The organism is Pseudoalteromonas sp. C12FD-1, assembly GCF_037414265.1.
GTDB lineage: Bacteria > Pseudomonadota > Gammaproteobacteria > Enterobacterales > Alteromonadaceae > Pseudoalteromonas.
Map to the genome: position 1 here is coordinate 362,529 of NZ_JBBEVD010000071.1, position 20,913 is coordinate 383,441.

The window sequence follows — 20,913 nt, forward strand, 5'->3', positions numbered from 1 at the left end:
AGTAAATAAGGCGGCAAATTATACAGGCCAAGCATATTAAAGGCTAGCCTATTTAAACGTTAATTCAGTTGATTGCTTTTGAACACGGCTTTATTGTAGTAAAAAATATCAAAAAAGAGTGAGTTATGTCGCCAGCTAAAATTCGCAGTGAAGTCATAAAACTGAGTAAGTTAAGTGTAAAGCAGCCAGATTATTACTTTATTCAAGGTTACTTTTTAGGATTAGGCTTACTGCCCGACATAATAATGCCCAGCCAATGGCAGCCAGACCTATTAGGTGAAATTAATTTCAAATCTGACGCAGAGTTAAAGTATGTCGAAAGCCTGATGGAAAATTACAATAACAGCATGCAAAAAGTGATGCTCGAAGATTTTAAAATGCCCACTAAATGCAGCTTATCGAAAACCGATTACCGCGATTCACTTAAAGCTAATATGCCATTACCAAATTACTGTAAAGGGGCATTACAGGCACTTAAATTGATTGATAAACGTAGCCTAAATAAACATCAAAAAGAGGCGCTAGTAAGTTTGAATGAAGTACTTATTGCGTTTAGCTCTGAACAAGCCGCAATGAAAAAATTTGCTGGCGATCAAGGCTTAGCGCAATCATTTAAAAAGAATTACACCTACTTTGTAGCCGATGTGCTTTATAACATTCGTTTTATTGAAGACACCCACTGGAGCGATGAAGACGAAGCTGCGTTTAACGAACAATTTACAAATCAGCAGCACAACGATGATTTTGCAGCTGGTAAAATGATTGACGACGAAATGATAGAACAGTTAATGGAAACAATCCTTAGTGACTTTACTCCAAGTGCGTTTGAACCGATAGAAGCGTTACTTGAACTGTTCGATGGTTTTATAACAGATCAATACATAGCACAAAATCAAGGCCATTTTTGGCTGATCCACGAAACACGGCCTTATATGATCTTACGGGCGCACCGCGCGCAAATCAATGCGTTACAAGGTAATATACAATTTGCCATTGATGAATTAGAAACACTGTGGCAACTAAACCCCATGGATAATCAAGCTAATCGCTATTGGCTAATGAACTGCTATATAATTAAAGGGCAGTGGCAAAAGTTAGATGCATTTTTGGCCGACTTTGACAGCGAAGAGCTCCATGCCACAGCAAGCCGCGCCTTGAGTGAGTTTTATAAAAATGGTGACTCTAAACAAGCCAAGCAATACAAAAAGCAACTTAAACAGCTTAATAAACATTTTATAAAAATACTCACCGGGCAAGAAAAACTAAAAGCTGACGGCTTTGAGTTTTGCAACTTAGGTAGTAAAGAAGAAGTGGCTTTATACCTACATTCACTTGGTAAACAAGCCTGGATAGCAACCGAAGGCAGTTTGTTTTGGTTACGCAAAAAGATCTAAACAAACAAAAGGTTACAAACAGCGGGTTTTGAGCACAATCTATAATTGACTCTTTTAGCGCAGCGCCTCTTCGCTCTCTTTGTAGAAAGTTCACTTGAGAGCAAATTGCACAAAGAGAAATGAATGATGGTAAATGAGATGAAAAAAGCAGGGGCTTTGGGTAACGGGTCTGCGTAAACAGCCTAGAGTCTTTTATCTAGCGCTTCTTTAGTGAATACATCATTTAAAATCAACTTACACAAATAAGTATGCATTATCGGTTTTAGTGTTCAGTATAAAATAGATAAGTTATGATTATCTTAGTTTTTACTAATGTTTTTTTGTTTTGAGCAATAATGTTTTTCAACAAATAGTTAATTACTTGCAGAAAAATAGCGACATTGAAGTGGTGTGGCTGTATGGCTCTCACGCCAAAGGTACAGCGCAACCTCATAGTGATATTGATCTGGCGATCGCTTTTAAAAATTTTGACCTTAGCTCTTTTGATAAACGACTAAGGCCAAAAGAGCTCGAATTAGAAATCAATAATGAACTTAGTTTAAACGAACAGCTTATTTCAATCGTTGATATAAACTTAATCCCCAGTTACCTTGCATTCAATATCGTGGAATACGGGGAGGCAATTTTAGGTAAAAATAGCCTTAGAGCGATGAGAGAGCAGCAGCGTATTTATAGCCAGTTTGAATTTGAGATGATAGCGAGTAACCATGACTGATACAGGAATAGCGCTTTATATAAGAGAAGTAACACGACATATTGATGAATATATGCAAGAGCTCGACGAATTAAGCCAAGTAGATCAACTTAATAATAGAGACTATCGTGCCGCAGAGCGTTTGCTACAGTTAATGACAGAAGTATGTATTGGCTTATCTAAACATTGGCTTAAAAAGTATAAAAATACGACAAGCAGTAACGCCTACCAAACATTTAGCGAACTAACTCAACTCGGTGCTTTAACTGATAATGAGTTGCTTTCATGGCTTAAAATAATCAGTTTACGAAATGCGCTTGTGCATGATTATTTGAATATAGATCAGGAAATTGTGAAGACGATTATTAAAAACCAACATTATGTAACTATGCACTTGTTTAGCCAAAAAGCGATGGCCGAATTAGCAAGCTAATTTAGATTAAAGGTGGAAGAGTAAAAGTTCACAAGCGGCGGGTATTGGGCTTCCCAGCACTTCTGACCTTGAACTTTAGGCCTTCTATTTACAGCATGCGCATCAAACCTCTTTGTGAATAATTGGCTTAACTTGTTTTTAACCACAGAGGGCACAGAGGCGCTTCGCGATACACAGAGAAAGAAAAGTCAATGAGCAGTGAAAGTTGTAGGCTTAGAGCTTGCTCGCGCAAAATGCGAGTCACTTCTCTAAAAGCGCAGCGTCTCTTAACCTCTTAGGAATAATTGGCTTAACTTGTTTTAACCACAGAGGGCACAGAGGCGCTTCGCGCTTCACAGAGAAACACAGGTATAAATAAGTCACTTCTCTTGCTCTTCTCCTTCACTTCTCGGTGGTGACATAATCACTTTTTAAACGCGTCAACGGGGAATGAGTATGGCGCGTAGCAGGAGCGTACCTCGCGTTTGGTATTAAATTTTTCGCGGCATAAAGCCGCTGCTACTTATTAATCCCCTGTGTCAGGGTATTTGTAGTCTTAGAGCTTGCTCGCGCGAAAACACTAAATGAATATAACCCCAAGTTAATAGGGTTTGTAAATGCGCTCTATGGCCGCTTTATTATTTTTAATAAGGCCATTAATTACAGCTACTTCGTCAAGCGTGATCGACTGTTTACTCATCATAAAATGTACGCCATTAACATTAATAGCTGGCGCTGTTTTTACCGGTAAAATTGTGTTGTAGCGTTTAGCAAAATATTTTGCAACAACAGAGTCGTCAATCACGTAATCAACGCGCTTTTTGTTTAACATACCAAAGCGGGTATTTGCATCTGCGGTAAGTACTATTTGGTTGGGGTAGTGTTTTTTTATTTTTTCAAACGCAGCGCCAAAAAAACTGCCACGGTTAATAGCAACCGTGGCGCCATTTTCAAAAAGAGTGACCAAATCAACCACATTTTTAGCGTTTTTATGCTTATAAAGCAGCATAATTTCATCGCGATAAACATCAGTAAAATAGGAGTACTCGGCGCGCGCTTTTGTATAACTTGCCGCAAAGGTAATATCAATATGGCCAGTTTTTAGCTCTTGCTGAACCCGCGATAAGCTCGGAAAATAAACCCACTCAATACAAAAAGGCGAATTTTTAAAAACAGCGTTAACCGTATCTACCTCTGCACCTATAAAGGTATTACCCTGCTTAATTAAATAAGGTGCCCAGTTGGTTTCGTTAGTGCCCATTTTTAACGTTTTAGTGCACGCTAGCGTATTAAACTGCGCAAACAAAAGTATTAATAGTAACATTTTCATAAAACGTCCTTTTATACCAATCCGCATAATTAAGTGATCTATTTTGAGGATGGATAAACGTGTTGATAGTAAGGCAAAAAATTCGCTATTTAGTTGTTCTCGGCAATTGCTCCTGCATTGCTCTACCTTCTGCATCCATGCAGTCGTAAATGAGAGTTTTTTAACGCAGATAGCGACACGTTTAGCCCCTAAAAATGATTAAGTATTAATGTAGATTGGTATTATTACTTAAATAACGCCTTAAGCGCCGCTTTGTTTTTTACTATATGCGCGTTAATTATATTAACTTCGTCAAGCGTTATTGTTTTTTTACTCATCATAAAGTGCACATTATTTACATTTACAGGCGCTACTTGCTCAACGGGTAAAATTGCTGTGTATTTGTTAGCAAAGTAGTTTGCTACTAACGCGTCATCTACTACAAAATCAACTCGCTTTTTATTTAATAAAGCAAAGCGTTTATCGGCATCGGCGGTAAGTACTATTTGCTTACTATATTTATCACTCAATGCTTTAAATGCATGCCCTAAAAAGCTGCCGCGGTTAACTCCGGTTGTAAAACCTTGCTTAAATAACTGCGTTAACGAGCTTATATTTGCAGAGTCAGTATGCTGAAATAACAACATCACCTCTTCGCGATAAGGCTCACTAAAGTGCGCGTAAACCTCTCGTTGGCGGGTTTTACTCGCCGCAAACATTAAATCAATACGGCCGTATTTTAGCTCTTCTAAAGCGCGAAGTGAGTTAGGCAGTAGCGTAAAATTTATACAAAAAGGGGAGTCTTTAAAAATGGTTTTAATTATATTTATTTCAAGGCCCGTTAAATTCTCATTTTTTAACACCACATACGGCGGCCAATAGCGCTCGTTAGTGCCTATATTAATTGTTTTATCGCAAGCTTGTGCTTTTACAGCAAACAACCCTAACGTTATCAATAGCAATAAAAATGTACGTGTACTGCTAATACCATTCATTCAAACAGGGCCTTAAGTGCCGCTTTGTTTTTTAATATGTGCGCATTAATAATGTTAACCTCATTAGGAGTTACAGTTCTTTTGCTCAGCATTAAATGTATTGGATTTTTATTAACCGCGGGCAGGGTAGGGGCCGCCATTAAGTTTTTGCCGCGCTTACTAAAGTAATCGCCTACTAACGCGTCTTCTACCGCGTAGTCTATACGTTGTTTGTTAAGCATTTCAAAGCGCTTACTCGTTGCACTAGTGTACTCAATTTGTTTTTTATGGCTGGTTTTATATTGCTCAAACTCCTCGCCATAATAACTACCAAAGTTAGCGCCTATGGTTAAACCTTGGTTAAAAATATCAGCCAAGTTATTAACCTTATGCTGATTGTTTTTGTTTTCGTATAAACGCATTACCTCGGTGCGGTAGGCTTCAGTAAAGTGCACATATTTTGCGCGTTCATGGGTAAAACTAGCCGCCCAGCCTATGTCTATTCGGCCATGGCGCAGCTCGGTAAAAGCCCGTTTAGAGTTAGGCAGCATTTTTACTTCAAAACAAAAAGGCGAATCTTTAAAAATAATATTTAATGCATCCACCTCTTTACCTTGTAACTGCCCATTAATACCCATTACATAGGGTGGCCAAAAAGCATCGTGCGAGGCAACCGTTAGCGTTTTTTCGCAGGCAAACACACCCCAAGAGGCACTAAACAATACACACACAAATAAGGTTATTAATTTATTCATTAAATCTCTGGGGTACTTTTTTAATAATTAGTATTTAAACAGTATAACCTAGCCAAACAATATAATAATGAATGAGACGTTAAAGTTGTAAAAAAATGTATCTAAAACCAAAGAAGTTTACGGTTGAGAGAAATGATTAGTGCGAAATTCAATACAATCAGCGTATTAAGCTAAAAAAACCTACTTATAAGTTCTTTAATTTATTGGCCTGTTCCTGTAGATTAAACAAACATGAATGCAGTATTAACGTTGTAAACGCGCAAAAGCCAAGGAGCGGTATAAGCAGTGCCCAATACCACACTAAATTATTATAACCAACATGCACAAACCTTTAGCGACTCAACACTTAATGTTGATATGTCGGCGCTTTATGCTGAGTTTTTGCCGTATATTGAACAAAACGGCCATGTGCTAGATGCTGGTTGTGGTTCTGCCCGCGACGCTATGTATTTTAAAAACCAAGGTTTTATTGTTATTGCATTTGATGCAAGCCCAGCACTTGCAAAGTTAGCCAGTAATTACCTACAACAACCAGTAGCGGTTAAAACCTTTCAAGAGCTTAAGTGTGTTAACAAATACGATGGCATTTGGTGTTGCGCTAGTTTATTACACGTTCCAAAGGCTGAGTTACCGCAGGCGTTTTTAAACCTACAAAATGCGCTTAAACCTAATGGTGTTTTGTATGTATCGTTTAAATACGGCACGCAAGAGCGCGAACATAATGGCCGTGAATTTACCGATTTAACCGAAACTGCTTTAAATGCATTAATTGATCAACACACCGAGCTTAAAATAATAAAACAATGGCAAACAGTCGATCAACGACCAGGGCGCGAAAGCGAAGTGTGGCTAAATGCCTTGTTAACGCATAGCAAAGCGAAATTATAAGTGAATAGTTTTAGCGAACATCAACACCTGCAAAGTAATAACCAACAGCTTATTACGGGTGATAATGACCCGTTATTACCTAACCTTGTGCATGCCATAAACAATGCCACTGAGATTGAAATTACAGTTTCATTTATTCAGCCAAGTGGCTTAGCGCTGTTGTTCGACCCACTAAGCGAAGCGTTACAAAGTGGCGCAACGCTTAAATTACTTACCTCAGACTACCTCGATATTACTCATCCCAATGCGTTAAGAGAACTTATGGCGTTAGTAGATCGAGGAGCCGATGTGCGCATTTACCAAACGCATAGTAATCAAAGCTTTCATATGAAGTCGTATATATTTGTCAAAACAAACGACCAAAACGAGATTACTGATGGCTGTGCCTTTATTGGCTCAAGTAATATTAGTGCCAGCGCATTAACCAAAGGGCATGAGTGGAATTTTAGACACGATTATACACAACCAAAAACAAGCCAAGCAGCAAAGCAGTTTTTAAGTATTCGCACAGCTTTTGAAAATATTTTTAATCACGAATTTGTTACCCACTTAAGCCATAAATGGATAAATAGCTACATTACTAGGCGTAAAACACAGCAATTTGTATCGGTAAACCACGCTGATACAGCTGAGCAAGTTATTGAAAAGAATGAAGCTAAAACACCAAGACCAGCTCAAATTGAAGCGCTTAATGCCTTAGCGCAAACGCGTACCGAGGGCTTTAAGCGTGGTTTAGTGGTTTTAGCAACGGGTATGGGTAAAACATGGTTAAGTGCATTTGATGTAAAACAGTTCAAAGCAAAACGTGTTTTATTTGTAGCGCACCGCGAAGAAATACTTTTGCAAGCACAGCGAACATTTTCTGAATTACTCACTCTATCTACTGGGTTTTATAACGGCAAACAGCGAGACAAAAACGCTGAGTGTTTATTTGCCTCGATTCAAACCATTGGCCGAAGTAATCACTTAAAGCAGTTTGCACCAACAGCATTTGATTACATTATTGTCGACGAATTTCACCATGCAAGTGCGCGTGTATATCGCCAGCTTCTAAATTACTTTGAACCTCAATTTTTACTGGGTTTAACAGCTACACCAGAGCGTACCGACCAAGCTGATATTTTAGGGTTATGCGACAACAACCTAGTATTTGAGCGTAACTTAACGCAGGGAATAGACCAAAAAACGTTAGTGCCATTTCATTACTACGGTATTTGGGATGAAAACGTAAACTACCAAGCCATTCCGTGGCGTAATGGCCGATTTGACCCAACAGCGCTTGAAAATAAATTTGCGACACAAAAACGGGCAGACCACGCACTTTTGCAGTGGCAGCAATACAAGCAGCAGCGCACATTAGGCTTTTGTATTTCCACCAAACATGCCGATTACATGGCTGATGCGTTTAATAAAGCGGGTGTAAAAGCGCTATCTGTACATAGCCAGTCAAAAGTACGCCGTAATGATGCACTAAAACAATTAGAACAGCGCCAAGTAGAAGTACTATTTACTGTTGATTTGTTTAACGAAGGGACTGATTTACCAAGCATTGATACCATATTAATGCTGCGCCCAAGCGACTCTAAAATACTCTTTTTACAGCAATTAGGACGGGGTTTACGCACCCTTGAAGGTAAAACACATTTAGTGGTGCTTGATTTTATTGGTAACCACCACAGCTTTTTAAATAAACCCTATGCACTACTTCATGAGACCACGCCAACTGGTGTAGTTAAAAAGCTTAAAAAGCCAAACCTTGCTAATGGCTGCTTTATAAATATTGACTTAAAAGTTACCAACTTTTGGCAGCAGCTAGCCAAAATACAGCGCACCACAGCGTTAGAAGATATAACACAACTTGCCGAGCAATTAGGTCATTTACCTACATTAAGTGAGTTTTACTACCACTACGGCGATATAAAAAAGGTAAACAGCAACTACACTAGTTGGTTTGATCTAATTGCTAAAACACAAAATATTGATGACGAAGCACAGCAAAGTGCCAAGCAATTAGCCCCGTTTTACGACTTTTTACATAAAGGTATACAAACAACCAGTATGACCAAATGCTTCAAAGCTATTTTGCTTGAAGCATTTGTTGCTTTAAATGGCTTTGCCAAACCCCCAACAGTTGTAGAACTTGCGGCTATGAGTGCTAAGGTTTTAGCGCGTCATCCAAATTTAAAGCAACACGATTTACCAATTAAAGAACAGCAAGCAGCTGCAAATTCACAAACATGGCAAAGCTACTGGCGTAAAAATCCAATTAAAGCCTACACCAATAAAAATAAAGACGGCACACAATGGTTTACCTTACAAAACAACACCATAAAAGCCACGTTTGACGTACCCGCAGAAGAATGCGAATTACTAAACAACGCCGTGTTAGAACTGGTTGAATACACCTTAGCTAAATACAGCCAACGGCTAAAAGTAAAAACGCCAATCACGAAACAAAATACAGAGCAAAATGCTGACAATGTAACTCAGCTAGCGTTTAAAGAGATTGCCGATACAGCAAAAGAACAAGATAACGCACTAAAACTGCCGTACTTCCCTAATATTAAAATTGCCTGCGGACATTTTAAAACTGGGGATGAAAGCGATATGGAATTAATGGACGCGCCATTTGGCGCAGGCAAGCTCGACCCGCAAATACATTTTTTAGCACACGCATCGGGTAACTCTATGAATGGCGGAAAACACCCAATACTTGATGGCGACTTATTGTTACTTGAACTTATAACCTCCGACAAAGCGGGTTCGCTTCGCGATCAAATAGTTGTTATAGAGCGAGACGATATAAGCGGAGACGGGCAGTATTTACTGCGTAAAGTTAATAAATTACCAAACGGGCAATATGAGCTAATCGCTCAAAACCCAGATTACGAAGTAATGATTGCAGATGAAAGCATGCGAACGTTCGCACGGTTTAAACAAGTGGTTTTGTAGTCGCGATTTTATATCGCGCTTTGACGTGTAGACGCGCAGCTTGCTGGCGTTAAAAGCGAAGCTTTTAAAATAGGTTTTTGCGTGAGAGCTTTAGGGATTTAATAACCTCTATTCGAGGTTTTATCGCGTTGGCGATGGCAACCAAAGGGTGAATACCGCCGTCCACCCTTTGGAATCCCACGGCGCACCCGAGGATCACACTGTTTCCTCAAGTTAACAATTGATGTGAATGTAACCGCCGTGTATTCGCCATCCATGGCGAAGTCACGGCTTAACTTGCATCCATGCAAGTGATTATTCATCAATTTATAACTTTCGAGTGTGATCACGGGGAGTTGGAGTGTGTTGGTAGATTGTTGTTTATGAATGAGGGCGGGAGTTTTCTCATAAGTTGTAGATCAATATTAAAGAAAATTACCTGTCTTCTTGTATTAAAAATTAAAAGGGATTTAAAAATTGGAACAGCTTTTTCATATTGCGACTAGATATTATTTTGCTTTTGAAAGCAGTAAAGGCTTAAATTTTAAAATGAAGCGGAACTGGTTTTTTACAATTGCTCTAGCCCCTCTTTTTCTAGGAATGTGTTTTTTAACATTTTACCTTTTAATTATAGAGTCTAGTACGACTCAGAAGTGGCTCGGTATAGCTGCGTTATTTTTTAGTGAGTTTGCTTTTCTTTTTTCTTTCACAAGTTTGCAAGAAAAAAAGAAAAAGTTGATTCTTGAAAAGCATGGTGAAAAAAGTGGTGATAAACGTGCATTATTTCGTGCTAAAAGAAAGTGGCTTCTAAAAGAGCTTGGCATTAAAAGTACAGAGTTTTTTGTTACAGCAGAGCAGTATGAAAAAATGCTTAAGTATTACTTTGAAAGAAAAACACCTTATGAGAATTATTGGCAAACGTTCTTCTCTAGTTTATTTAGTGATAGCTCAAAGGCAAGAATCTTAAGCTTATTCATTTTTTTAATGTCTATTTGTTTTTTATTAGTAATGAAAGGTGTGAGTGATTCAGAGGTGTTCTTCGAACTCCTTGAACTAAATAATTTGATTTCAGGCTTTTTTCTAATTTTACTTTTTTCATTTGGGTTGCATGTTTTCATAGAGACTGTAAAAGCTTTAATTCGTTTTGTTGGATTAATAAATTCAATAATTATCATACGGTTAGAAAGTAAGCGCTCTGAGTCAGATGAAGTACTGAGAGTCTTTATTAAAGATCTATTGTTACTAAGCAGGTTGGATAACAAGATCAAAGTTGTTAATTGATTACCCAAAAATCTAAATATAGTTAACTTTAGTTTTGGGAAAAGGGATTCAAAAACCTCTATTCGAGGTTTTATCGCGTTGGCGATGGCAACCAAAGAGAGGCTGCCGCCGACCTCTCTCTGGACTCTCTCGGCGCACCCGAGGATCACACTGTATCTTCAACTTACGTTAATGATGTGAACGTAACCAGCGTAGATAGGCCATCCATGGCCAAGCTACGCTTTGTACAGCATCCATGCTGTAAATTACTCATCATTAACTAAGTTTCAGGTGTGATCACGGGGAATTGACGTGTGCTGGTCGATTGGTGTTTATAAATGCAGGCGGGAGTTTATCTCATCAAGTGACGGAGAATGTAAAGCTAACAAATCAAGTAACTCGGATGCTGCAAGCAGCACCAGTTCTTGAAGCATTAGGTGTCTTGGAAGCTCAGTGTTTGAGGAAGTATTGTGGTTAGAAAAAATGGAAAAATAGGATTACCCGTTACACAGGAGTGGCATTCGACATTCTGTGAGTTTGTTGAAACTATAAGGAATATCTATGCCAGTGATTGATAAAAAATATGAGGAAATATCGCTTGCAGATGAGTATTTAGGCGATCCGCTTCTCATGGCATTAGCATGGAAAAAGAGTCACCAATATATTCGCACCACTAACTGGTATGCCGATAATTTTGAGCTAGACTTGTCTGCGCTTAATTTGGTTGACCACTGTGACCAATGGGTTACAAGTCTTGCTCAGCCGATTGAATTTTCAAAACTTGAATTGGTGCCAGCCCCTAAAACTTATCAATGGGAGTTTGTCGAAGCCGAGATTTTTGACGCTATTGGCGAACCGGAAACGCCTAAAGACCACAACTTAATCTGGCAACCTAAACCTGATCACAAGAAGAACAACTCAGAATCACCTTTGAATATAAGGCCGTTGGCACACATACCTATTCGTGAACAGTCGATGATGACTCTACTTATGATGGGGTTAGCAAATAAAGTTGAAACAGCTCAAGGCAATCCTGAAGTGCCTTTTAGTGACGTGCATGAAAAAGGAGTAGTGAGTTATGGAAATCGTTTATATTGTCAATACCGAGACGATGGGCAAGCCAATCATAGTTATGGTGCGACGACAATCTACAGTAAGTACTTTGTTGATTATCGGCGTTTTTTAGAGCGGCCTTACTACTTTGCAACGCAGCAGCTTGGTGAAATATCACCAGATGAGCGTGTTTACCTAATAGAGCTTGATTTGTCTAAGTTCTTTGATTTGATCAAGCGTGAATGGCTAATCAAAAAGATCAATAAGCTAAGCGGACGCCAAGACCTAGACGGTGATTATAAGTGTTTAGATCATTTGCTGGCTGCATTTGAACAATGGGCATGGACTAAAAATGCGGCTAATGCATACGAGGAGCTTTGCAAATCAAATGAAGTACCTTCCGCACCAAAAGGCCTGCCACAAGGTCTAGTTGCTGCAGGTTTCTTATCTAATGTATACATGCTTGATTTTGATGATCAATTTCAAGAGTATATCGGTAAGTGCTTCTCAAATAGCAACTTGCGACTGGTCGATTATTGTCGCTATGTTGACGATATTCGTTTGGTGGTCGTAGGACCTAAAAGCTTTGACAACAAAAACCGCATAAGCGTAGTGACTGAGGCCGTTAACATATTAGTTGAGAACCTAGACTGCTGGGAACAGTTAAATCTTAAACTAAACAGTGAAAAAACTAAGGTAGAAATTTTTCATGGCCGTAAAGTTGGCCTTTCCAAGAACTTAGAAGAAATTCAAAGCCGATTAAGTGGTCCAATTTCTTTTGATGAAGCAGAAAATCAATTAGGTCAACTAGAGTCTCTGTTGTCACTATCAAATAAAGTGTTAGTTAAATCTAAAGAAAATGGTTTTCCCGTTAATTTACTCGCCAATATCGAAAATCAACGTTTTGATGTGCGGGAAGATACATTGAAGCGCTTTGCGGCAAACAAGTTGGTAAAGGTGCTAAACGAAATGCGGCACTTTACTACACAAGAGCCTGATGAAAACGGCCAGTTACAGCCAGGAGATTGGGATTATTTGCAAGAGCGTATTGCTAGACGCTTTATTGCTTGCTGGAGTTACGATCCGGCATTGGTTTTATTGCTTAAAAAAGGATTAGAGCTTTTCCCTTCGACTAAGTTGCTTGAGCCTGTTTTACAGCAGCTTGAAGCGTTAATGTTGCGAGAAAATGAGCCCAAACAACAAGCTGTGGCAAGATACTGTCTATCAGAGGTTTTCCGTCATGCTGCCACTGTGATTCACAAAAAAGACTCTTTGGCAATTCCTGCTCATGCCAATGTGGATGAGTTTTTTGAGTTACTTCAACATTCGGCGGCCAATTATGCCTAGTGATAATTTCGATTTACTAAAAGAACAGGCCCGTTTCCTATTACTGGTTCGAGGCGATACCAAGCTTGAACAAAAAAGCAGTGATGAGAAGTTTGATTTGATTTCTAAGCTCAACCGAGGCTTTAGAGAAATTACACTGCCTGAGAATATTACAGGGCAAGGTTTGGCTGCTGCAATTTTAATGGCGAGCCAGATTAATGACATGAGTAAATGTTTTATTCGTGCAACGTCATGTCTAATTGAAAAAATAAAACAGCAGGCATCTTTTGAAGAATGCCTCACTTTACTTGCCAAGCAAGATAAACAATTGGTAACGACTTTGATTCGTCATGCCAGAGGTGTAAAGCAAACTTGGCAATTAAGCGAAGTTGCAAAGGATTTAAATGAGTCGCTGTGTCTTGAAGTTAAACCTTTAGCTAAGTCTCTTGATCAGATCAAGGAGAATATAAGTCTGTTACGACTAATTCTTCGAGATGATAATCCATTCGCTAATGAGGTGATGGCGTTAAAATTGATGCAAGCTGCTTTAGCAAACGTTGAACAATTGAAGAACAACGGTGAACACACAATTGATCTTGCTGCTACAAAGGTTAAGTTTTTACATTTTTCCACCATAGTTAAGAAAGAAGCTTTTGATGCAGAGCTTGAGCTTACTTTTGCATTCAAGCTCAAAGGTAAGTTAGACCAAACTTGGGAAAACTTTAGTTCTGAAGTTGAAGCAGACATTGTATTTTTAAGGTCTTTGGGTGAGTTTATACGAGCTGTATTAGTTGGCGGTCAAGACTGGACTTCTTTTGGTCAAACCTTTGATGCGAAAGCGGGTTATAGAGGTATTCGAACAAGTGCTTATAAAAGACAGCTAGGCTTAATGACTACTCCTGAATCTATATCAGGAGTGGGAGCGCAAGTGTCAGGTTGGATAACGGGTTTAATTTCGAAATTGTTGAAATGGCCGGGAATTAGCGTCAATGATCATGGATATAAATGGCCTTCATTATGGTCTGTAGAGGTGGTGACTAAGTTGGTCGATGAGCGATTAAAGCTATTGAAAGAAGCGTATTGCACGCTATCTGGTATGCCAAGCTTGCTTGAGAAGCAGGCTTTAGACTGGTCAAAAGATAAAAAAGCGTTATCTGTGGTGATGGTGCAGTCGAAAATGCCGTTGAAAAAGGATTTTTCTAAATTCGGCATAATGTTGGCTGATTTTAAATATCGTTCGAAGCACAGAAAACATATCGCATCTGTTGCTGAGTTAGTTCTGAAGCATCTCGAAGCACAAAACACTAATGAAAAAGAAAAAAAACAACGTGCGGACCTTATCGTTTGGCCTGAGCTTGCGATCAACAATGACGATTTAGATGTGTTGGTAGCTTTGTCAAGAAAGACTAAGGCCATAGTATTTGCTGGTCTTGGTTTTATTGAGCAAGATGGAGTTAAAGGCCCAAATAATTGCGCAGTCTGGATTGTACCCACGAAGCATCAGTCAAATCAGCGAGAAATGATACGTTTGCAGGGCAAGCAAAATATGATGGCTGATGAAAAAGGTAAAATTCAACCTTGGCGTCCATATCAATTACTACTTGAGCTAGTACATCCAGCCTTTAAAGGTGAAAAGGGTTTCGTTTTAACTGGTTCTATTTGTTATGACGCCACAGATATTGCCTTAAGCGCAGACTTGCGTGATAAATCAAATGCTTATTTGGTTAGTGCTCTTAATCAAGATGTAAATACTTTTGATTCAATGGTGGAGGCGCTTCACTATCACATGTACCAGCATGTCGTATTATTAAATTCAGGGGAGTTTGGCGGTTCGTTTGCAAAAGCACCTTACAAGCAACCACACAAGCGTCTTATTGCCCATGTACATGGCAATGATCAGGTTTCAATTAATACCTTTGAGATGAATATGTTTGATTTCAGGAGAGATAAAGTTGGTGAAGGGATGCGCAGTAAGATAGAAACTAAAGCTAAACCTGCGGGGATCTAGATAGAGCGGTCCCCATCATTGTCTTCTAAACGTCAAATGGGCAGTCATTTTTATTTGTAACGATCAAAGCTAGGTTTTTTGCGCTAAAAGTATTTAATAATGGTTGTCCAATTTATTTTGTATAGTCGTGTGATAGAAAGCACTTGAACGAGTTATCCGACTCAGTAGGTACCATACAATAATGTAAGTAACAAAGAGCTTACTCATAAAATACAGCTGTTAGAACGTTCGTAAAGTACTACTCCAGTTAAAAAAGCAAGAGTCATGGGATCACGTTTTACAACGTTCATAATGTACTTAGGCTATATCTGCTTCTGGTACTTACCCGCCAGCTATTAGAAATAGTATTGATAAGCCTATTAGTAGATTAGGCACATAGCATTCAAGCTATTAAATTCATATCCATTATCCAACCGCCAACTTCCCCGCCTCATGCCACATTTCACTTGGCATGGGGTTGGTTAACTCCCACGTTATATTCATCGGCTGGCTGCTGTTGTGGCTTTGGTATTTAACCTCGCCGTAGTTTACAAACCCCATGGTTCGGCCGTTTTCATCTTTGCCTTGCTCGCGGACAAATAACAGGATGGTTTTGCCTGTTTTTTGGTGTTGTATGTAACTTAGGCCACGGCCATGTTCTGGGCGGGCGCTGTTTTGCGTTTGCCAATGAAACAGGGTGGGGCTGATTGCGTAGTCGTGATACAGCGTGGTGGGCGAGTAGGTTTTTTCACACTTGTTGAGTGTTACGAATAGTAGCTCTAGGTTTTGGTTTTTAAATTCTAAAACGCCTTCTCGAGCGGTCGATTTTTTATCAAATGAGTGTGCGCCAAAAGCTGCAAGTATTTGTTGTCGCGTGTAGCGGCTATGTAATTTTATTGCATGATTAGGTAGGCACGCTAAATCACTTTCTTGCTGGTGAATACGGTTTATTAATAGCGTAATTACTTGAGCAAGTTCGTGCTGAAGCTCTTTGTGTTTAAGTGCTTGTAAGCTTTGTTCGAGCGTTTTAAAGTCTAAACTTGTGCCAGTGGTATCCCAAAAGTTGTAATGCGCCATAAGCGCGTACTGTTGGTTTTGTGGTGTTGGGGTAAAGCTAAAGTCGTTATTACATAAGTCACGTAAAAAGCATAAGTAACTGAGCGAGTCGCAGCCGAGTAATTGGGTGTTGATTGCGCGGTAATACGCGGCATAAATATCGGCCTGTTCTGTTGGTATTTCATCGCCTTTTAGCCAGTGCCAGCCGCCGAGCTTTTTATCTTTTGGTTTGTATATATCTTCAAGCGTGACTTGTGGGTTTATACGTAAAAAGTTACTTAGCGTTAGCGTGTCATTGGTATGCTGCGAATAGCTATTTATCAGCTGTTGTAAACGGCGTTTAGAGTTTATAGCTTGCTGAATATTTTTTAATATTGTTTGTTGAGTGCGCTTTTGTAGCTCAATGCGGCAACCTAGCGGTAAATGCGGGAAGTTGTTTTCAATCTCGGTTTTTATTGGTTGGTTACTTTTACCTATAAGCGCGCGAAACTTACTGGCAAAGTCGTACTCTGGGCGAGCATTGCCTACAAAATCGAGTACGGTACAGCACTGCTTTTGGCTGTTGTCGGGCAGGCGTAGGCCACGGCCGAGTTGCTGTAAAAACAGCGTTAGGCTTTCGGTTGGGCGTAAAAATAACAGAGTATCGACCTCTGGGATATCGACCCCTTCGTTAAAAATATCAACCACGCAAAGTATTTGTATTTCGCCTTGGCGCAGCGCTTGTTGTTTGGCCGCGCGCTCATTGGTGTTTTTACTGGTCAGTACGTCGGCGTTTATGCCTGCTAAGTTAAACTTTTTAGCCATAAATTCAGCGTGTTTTTGGCTTACACAAAACGCCAGTGCTTTAATAGCGTGAACATTGGTAACTATATCAGCAAGGCTGGATATAATTTTGTTAGCGCGGCTGTTCTCCCCTGTATAAAGGTTACTTAGCTCGCTTATATCGTAACGGCCGCCGCGCCATGTTATTTGGCTTAGGTCGGTGTCGTCATCTAATCCAAAATATTGAAATGGGCATAAATGGCGCTGGTTGATTGCCTCTGGCAAGCGAATTTCGGCGGCTATTACGCCGCAAAAATCATCGAGTATATTTGCGCCATCTTGGCGCTCAGGTGTGGCGGTTAAGCCAAGTAATATAGTGGGCGTAAAGTGATTTAATATAGCGCGGTAACTTGCAGCGCTTACGTGATGTACTTCGTCTATTACTATGTAGTCGTAGTAATCGTGGGTTAGTTTTAGCGATTCAATTTGGCTGTTTAATGTTTGGATTGATGCAAATAATTGGTTGTAGCGTTGTGGTTTATAGTTACCTACCCACAGCTCGCCAAAGTCGTTATTTTTAAGCACGCCACGATAAGCGCTCTGCGCTTGTTTGAGTATTTCTTCACGGTGGGCTACAAACAAAAAGTGTGCGTTTGGATTTTTATCGTAAACGGTTTTAAAGTCGAACGCCGATATGATTGTTTTACCCGTGCCCGTTGCAGCAACCACTAAATTTTTAAAGCGATTATGCACGCTGCGCTCAACGCTTAGTTTTTCTAAAATGGCGAGCTGATGTGTTTTTGGTGTTATATCAAAATAAAACTGGCTGCTTGCTTGGCCAACACCGCGTTGCTCGTTAAGTGAATTAATGAGCTTTTCTTTACATTCAGCTTTGCCAGTAAACAACTCGAAATCTGGCGATTGCCAATAGGTTTCAAAGGTACTTTTGGTTTTGGCTATGATGTGCGGTATTTCTTGGGCGGTAATTTTTAAGTTCCACTCAAGGCCGCTGGTAAGCGCCGAGTGCGATAAATTAGAGGAGCCAATATAACCGGTATGAAAACCTGTATTACGCATAAACAAGTATGACTTTGCGTGTAGGCGTTCTTGCTGGTTGTTGTAGCTTAGCTTTACCTCTGTATTTGGTAGGTTGGCTAAAAAGTCAACTGCTTTAGCATCCGTTGCACCCATATACGATGTGGTAATTACTTTGAGTTTATTGCCGCTTTTGGTAAACGCTTCAAGCTCATTTTTAAAAATGCGCAGCCCCGTCCATTTTATAAATGAGACCAGCCAGTAAATAGTGTCGGACGATTTAATCTCGCGTTTTAGTTCGGTTTCGAGCGATATGCCCGCATTAGCACCGCTAAATAACTCGCTTTGTGTAAGCCCTGTTAGCGGAAAAATATCGCTTGAGTAATCTTTAAGGTTGGCTGCAATGGGGTTTTGGGTATTAAACAACGCGGTAAGTATTCGGCCTTGGCTGTCGATAAGATTTTCGTTAATTAGCTCATCATCGCGAATATGATCTTTAAGCCAAAGTACAAGGCTGTTTGCGAGGTTGATTTGTTCTTGCAAACGCTCGTTAGAGTTAGGAATAGCATTAATGGCATGCTCTACGAGTTTACCTAAAAAGCGTGAAAGCCATGTTGCGGCTTCGGCCGTTTCAAGCTGGCGTTCGCCAACATAAAATTGATCACGATTTAAGTTTTGCTCAATTACTTGCGTAATTAACTGCTCGTAAATACCAATTTGCTGCATTAAAACCACTCCCTGTTAGCGAGTAGTTAGTTTACTTAAAAGTGCATTGTAAACAAGCATTAACTCATTATTGAATTGAAGGCTGATGCTTAGGCCACTCCCCCGTGATCACATCCGAAATTTAATTAATGATGAGTAATAGCAGCATGGATGCGCGTTAAGTGATGCTTACAAATGGGTGAAAAACGTAGTTTTGAACGAGAGGGTAGGGATACCCGAACTGGGCAGCGTACAGGGATGTGAAAGTTGTGTGTTCATCGCGTTTACGTTCATATCATTAATTTAAATTGAGGAGATAGTGTGATCCTCGGGGCGCCGAGAGATTCCAAAGAGAAGTCGGCGGCTACTTCTCTTTGGTTGCCATCGCCAACGCGATATAAGTAAATTATTTCAAAAGCTTCGTTTTTCGCGCGAGCAAGCTTCGCGCCTACGTCGAGTTTTAACAGAACACTTTGATATAACCTGTAGACGCGCAACTTGTTGGCGTTATAAAAGCAGGGCTTTTACGGTGTTAATATTATTAAGCAATGAGAAGCTGCGCTTCTAACGTGAGCAAGCTCGACGTCTACAAGCGAAATTAACCATCGACCATTTAACTTGAGCCAACTCTGCGGCTAATTTTTCCTAAACGGTAAGTACTAATGAGGCAAAACAGGGCAATATTTAATGCACTGCTAACCTTAAATAGGTACACTTATTTGAGGTGTTATTTAAAGGAGTGAATAATGAATAAATGGATTTTAGTTTTGCTTAGTTTTATTTCAACATACGCTTATGCAGGCGAGGCTTACACGCAAAGTAAGTGCGCAAGCATAAAAAAGGAGCGTGAATCTATTCGCTCTGAATTTAGGCAAGGTTATAGCGTTAAAAAAGGTGAGCGATTAACGGCTCGCGACAAAGTGTTGTTTAGCCAATTGGCAAAGCACTGTAATAAACTTAGAAAGAGTAATCACTCATACCGTCCACATGCTTCACGTTCAGTAAATACCAAATGGTTACTTAATCAAAAGGTATCAAACATGACCTTGCACAGCGCCAGCTATAAAAACAAAGCTAAGCTTGAGGCGTGGTCTAAATTTTATAAACTGCCTAAGCAGTGTCGTAAAAAAGAAATGGAAACAAGCGATTTTGTTTGGTGTAGCGAGTACAGAGTGGCGCAAAAGCAAGTATTTGAAACCCAATGGCAGGGGCGCCCGTAACTATGTTTAGTACTAAGCTTCGCATAGTATTTATGTTTGTTGTGATGCTTATTGCATCAGCGCTTATTGCTAATCATTTTACAGGGCGAGTGTTTAATTATCACGACCCGATAGGTGAAGTTAAGCGTATTTACAACGATTTAAACGTAACTCAGCCAAGTAAGCCATTAGCTAAATCACAACCTGTAAGCTCTAAAAAAACGCCTGCGAGCAGCTCTTTTGTACCTGCGCGGAACCACTCGCCTCAAGCAGATAAAACACAATGTACAGATATATCTTTAGGCGAGGTAAAATATAAACGTAACGGCGATATATACACTTGGACCGATAAGGCGGGAGTTGCGCATTTTAGTGATACTAAGCCTAACTTTGCGGTATCTAAGTACGAAAGTAATTTTGCTGAGCCACTGGATTATTTTGACCTTACTTTAAACACACCTAATTTACCCCCTTCATTTAGGCAAAAGCTACAAGTAAAACTTAATACCGTATTTAAGGTGTATGGACAAATTATTGGTGCGCATGCCTTAAAAAAAGTAAAGCTAAATTTAACTGTATTACCTAATCGTAGGGCTTATAACGCCGTTATTAGGAACAATGGCGGCAATCCAGAAAATACAGCAGGGATGTATTTTCATGCAACTAACTCTGCGTTTATTAATTTTAGTGGCGAACAAAACACCATGAGAACGGCAGTCCACGAAGCAGTACATGCCATTAATAAAGCAGTTTTAGGGTACACGCCTAGGTGGTTAAATGAAGGGGTCGCTGAGTATTTTGAGTTTACCCATAACAATATGCAAACTGCTATTGTAGAGCCAAATCAAACCTGGGTACGCAATAATAAGTTTACTAGAAACGTGTTTAGACTTAATCGGTTAACGGGGTTAAATGATACGTGGCAAAAAAGCGACAGTAGTATGCTTTACGCTAGTAGCTGGGCTGCAATTTATTTTTTAATGGATACCCAATCAGGCAGAATATTACTTAAAAATATTATGCTGGCAGAGCAGAAAAATCCCTGTAATAAGCTTTCGAAAGATCAATTAAACGCGATGTTATTTAAACAGTTTCCTGCATTTAATCATGATTATTCAAAATGGTTAAAAATGCCATTTAAGCCACATAAATTTTAGTTTTTTGTTAGACGCG

Annotated in this window: 14 protein-coding genes; 10 read left to right on the top strand and 4 right to left on the bottom strand. The window is 39.6% G+C overall.

Annotated features, from left to right (window positions below; genetic code table 11):
• Nucleotides 1–125: 125 nt before the first annotated feature.
• The 3 genes from WDB87_RS14070 (at nt 126) to hepT (ending at nt 2,521) form a co-directional block, all read left to right on the top strand.
• The gene (locus tag WDB87_RS14070) at nt 126–1,394 is read left to right on the top strand and encodes a UPF0149 family protein (protein ID WP_337850199.1); all 1,269 of its coding nucleotides are present in this window, start codon (nt 126–128) and stop codon (nt 1,392–1,394) included.
• A gap of 325 nt (nt 1,395–1,719) precedes the next feature.
• The gene (gene mntA / locus WDB87_RS14075) at nt 1,720–2,109 is read left to right on the top strand and encodes a type VII toxin-antitoxin system MntA family adenylyltransferase antitoxin (protein WP_337850200.1); all 390 of its coding nucleotides are present in this window, start codon (nt 1,720–1,722) and stop codon (nt 2,107–2,109) included.
• Nucleotides 2,102–2,521: a type VII toxin-antitoxin system HepT family RNase toxin gene (hepT, locus tag WDB87_RS14080; RefSeq protein WP_337850201.1), complete on the top strand. Its 420-nt coding sequence runs from the start codon at nt 2,102–2,104 to the stop codon at nt 2,519–2,521. Before mntA ends, hepT begins: the two co-directional genes overlap by 8 nt.
• 580 nt (nt 2,522–3,101) lie before the next feature.
• On the opposite strand, the gene WDB87_RS14085 is transcribed toward hepT, so the two are convergent.
• From WDB87_RS14085 to WDB87_RS14095, 3 genes are all read right to left on the bottom strand, one after another.
• Nucleotides 3,102–3,830, bottom strand: a complete 729-nt coding sequence (locus tag WDB87_RS14085) for a substrate-binding periplasmic protein (protein WP_337850202.1) — start codon at nt 3,828–3,830, stop codon at nt 3,102–3,104.
• 224 nt (nt 3,831–4,054) lie between these two features.
• The gene (locus WDB87_RS14090) at nt 4,055–4,804 is read right to left on the bottom strand and encodes a substrate-binding periplasmic protein (RefSeq protein ID WP_337850203.1); all 750 of its coding nucleotides are present in this window, start codon (nt 4,802–4,804) and stop codon (nt 4,055–4,057) included.
• Nucleotides 4,801–5,538 carry a substrate-binding periplasmic protein gene (locus tag WDB87_RS14095; RefSeq protein ID WP_337850204.1) on the bottom strand — a complete coding sequence of 246 codons (738 nt, stop codon included), beginning with the start codon at nt 5,536–5,538 and terminating at the stop codon, nt 4,801–4,803. The genes WDB87_RS14090 and WDB87_RS14095 overlap by 4 nt, the downstream gene beginning before the upstream one ends.
• A gap of 285 nt (nt 5,539–5,823) precedes the next feature.
• On the opposite strand from WDB87_RS14095, the gene WDB87_RS14100 reads away from it, so the two are divergent.
• From WDB87_RS14100 to WDB87_RS14120, 5 genes are all read left to right on the top strand, one after another.
• Complete coding sequence (locus WDB87_RS14100) at nt 5,824–6,426, top strand: class I SAM-dependent methyltransferase (protein ID WP_286248592.1); 603 nt, start codon at nt 5,824–5,826, stop codon at nt 6,424–6,426.
• Nucleotides 6,427–9,378 (top strand): DEAD/DEAH box helicase family protein, encoded by a 2,952-nt coding sequence (locus WDB87_RS14105; protein WP_337850205.1) that lies wholly within the window; start codon nt 6,427–6,429, stop codon nt 9,376–9,378.
• Nucleotides 9,379–9,834: 456 nt separating this feature from the next.
• Nucleotides 9,835–10,638, top strand: coding sequence for a hypothetical protein (locus tag WDB87_RS14110; protein ID WP_337850206.1), 804 nt, complete (start codon nt 9,835–9,837; stop codon nt 10,636–10,638).
• A gap of 540 nt (nt 10,639–11,178) precedes the next feature.
• The gene (locus WDB87_RS14115) at nt 11,179–13,017 is read left to right on the top strand and encodes an RNA-directed DNA polymerase (protein WP_337850207.1); all 1,839 of its coding nucleotides are present in this window, start codon (nt 11,179–11,181) and stop codon (nt 13,015–13,017) included.
• Nucleotides 13,010–15,004 (top strand): hypothetical protein, encoded by a 1,995-nt coding sequence (locus tag WDB87_RS14120; protein WP_337850208.1) that lies wholly within the window; start codon nt 13,010–13,012, stop codon nt 15,002–15,004. Before WDB87_RS14115 ends, WDB87_RS14120 begins: the two co-directional genes overlap by 8 nt.
• Before the next feature lie 405 nt (nt 15,005–15,409).
• Here WDB87_RS14120 and WDB87_RS14125 read toward each other — a convergent pair whose 3' ends face one another.
• A complete protein-coding gene (locus tag WDB87_RS14125; protein WP_337850209.1) occupies nt 15,410–18,562 on the bottom strand; it encodes a DUF3427 domain-containing protein in 3,153 nt (1,050 codons plus the stop codon).
• A gap of 725 nt (nt 18,563–19,287) precedes the next feature.
• On the opposite strand from WDB87_RS14125, the gene WDB87_RS14130 reads away from it, so the two are divergent.
• Both WDB87_RS14130 and WDB87_RS14135 read left to right on the top strand, forming a co-directional pair.
• The gene (locus WDB87_RS14130) at nt 19,288–19,761 is read left to right on the top strand and encodes a hypothetical protein (protein WP_337850210.1); all 474 of its coding nucleotides are present in this window, start codon (nt 19,288–19,290) and stop codon (nt 19,759–19,761) included.
• A gap of 2 nt (nt 19,762–19,763) precedes the next feature.
• On the top strand, nt 19,764–20,897 hold the full coding sequence (locus tag WDB87_RS14135; protein WP_337850211.1) for a DUF1570 domain-containing protein: 1,134 nt from the start codon (nt 19,764–19,766) through the stop codon (nt 20,895–20,897).
• Nucleotides 20,898–20,913 lie beyond the last annotated feature (16 nt).

Excerpts from the sequence above, each read along its gene's own strand:
- WDB87_RS14095 (WP_337850204.1), bottom strand. The coding sequence starts at position 5,538 with ATGAATAAATTAATAACCTTATTTGTGTGTGTATTGTTTAGTGCCTCT.
- WDB87_RS14070 (WP_337850199.1), top strand. The coding sequence starts at position 126 with ATGTCGCCAGCTAAAATTCGCAGTGAAGTCATAAAACTGAGTAAGTTA.
- WDB87_RS14130 (WP_337850210.1), top strand. The coding sequence starts at position 19,288 with ATGAATAAATGGATTTTAGTTTTGCTTAGTTTTATTTCAACATACGCT.
- WDB87_RS14135 (WP_337850211.1), top strand. The coding sequence starts at position 19,764 with ATGTTTAGTACTAAGCTTCGCATAGTATTTATGTTTGTTGTGATGCTT.
- hepT (WP_337850201.1), top strand. The coding sequence starts at position 2,102 with ATGACTGATACAGGAATAGCGCTTTATATAAGAGAAGTAACACGACAT.
- WDB87_RS14090 (WP_337850203.1), bottom strand. The coding sequence starts at position 4,804 with ATGAATGGTATTAGCAGTACACGTACATTTTTATTGCTATTGATAACG.
- WDB87_RS14125 (WP_337850209.1), bottom strand. The coding sequence starts at position 18,562 with ATGCAGCAAATTGGTATTTACGAGCAGTTAATTACGCAAGTAATTGAG.
- WDB87_RS14120 (WP_337850208.1), top strand. The coding sequence starts at position 13,010 with ATGCCTAGTGATAATTTCGATTTACTAAAAGAACAGGCCCGTTTCCTA.
- WDB87_RS14085 (WP_337850202.1), bottom strand. The coding sequence starts at position 3,830 with ATGAAAATGTTACTATTAATACTTTTGTTTGCGCAGTTTAATACGCTA.
- WDB87_RS14115 (WP_337850207.1), top strand. The coding sequence starts at position 11,179 with ATGCCAGTGATTGATAAAAAATATGAGGAAATATCGCTTGCAGATGAG.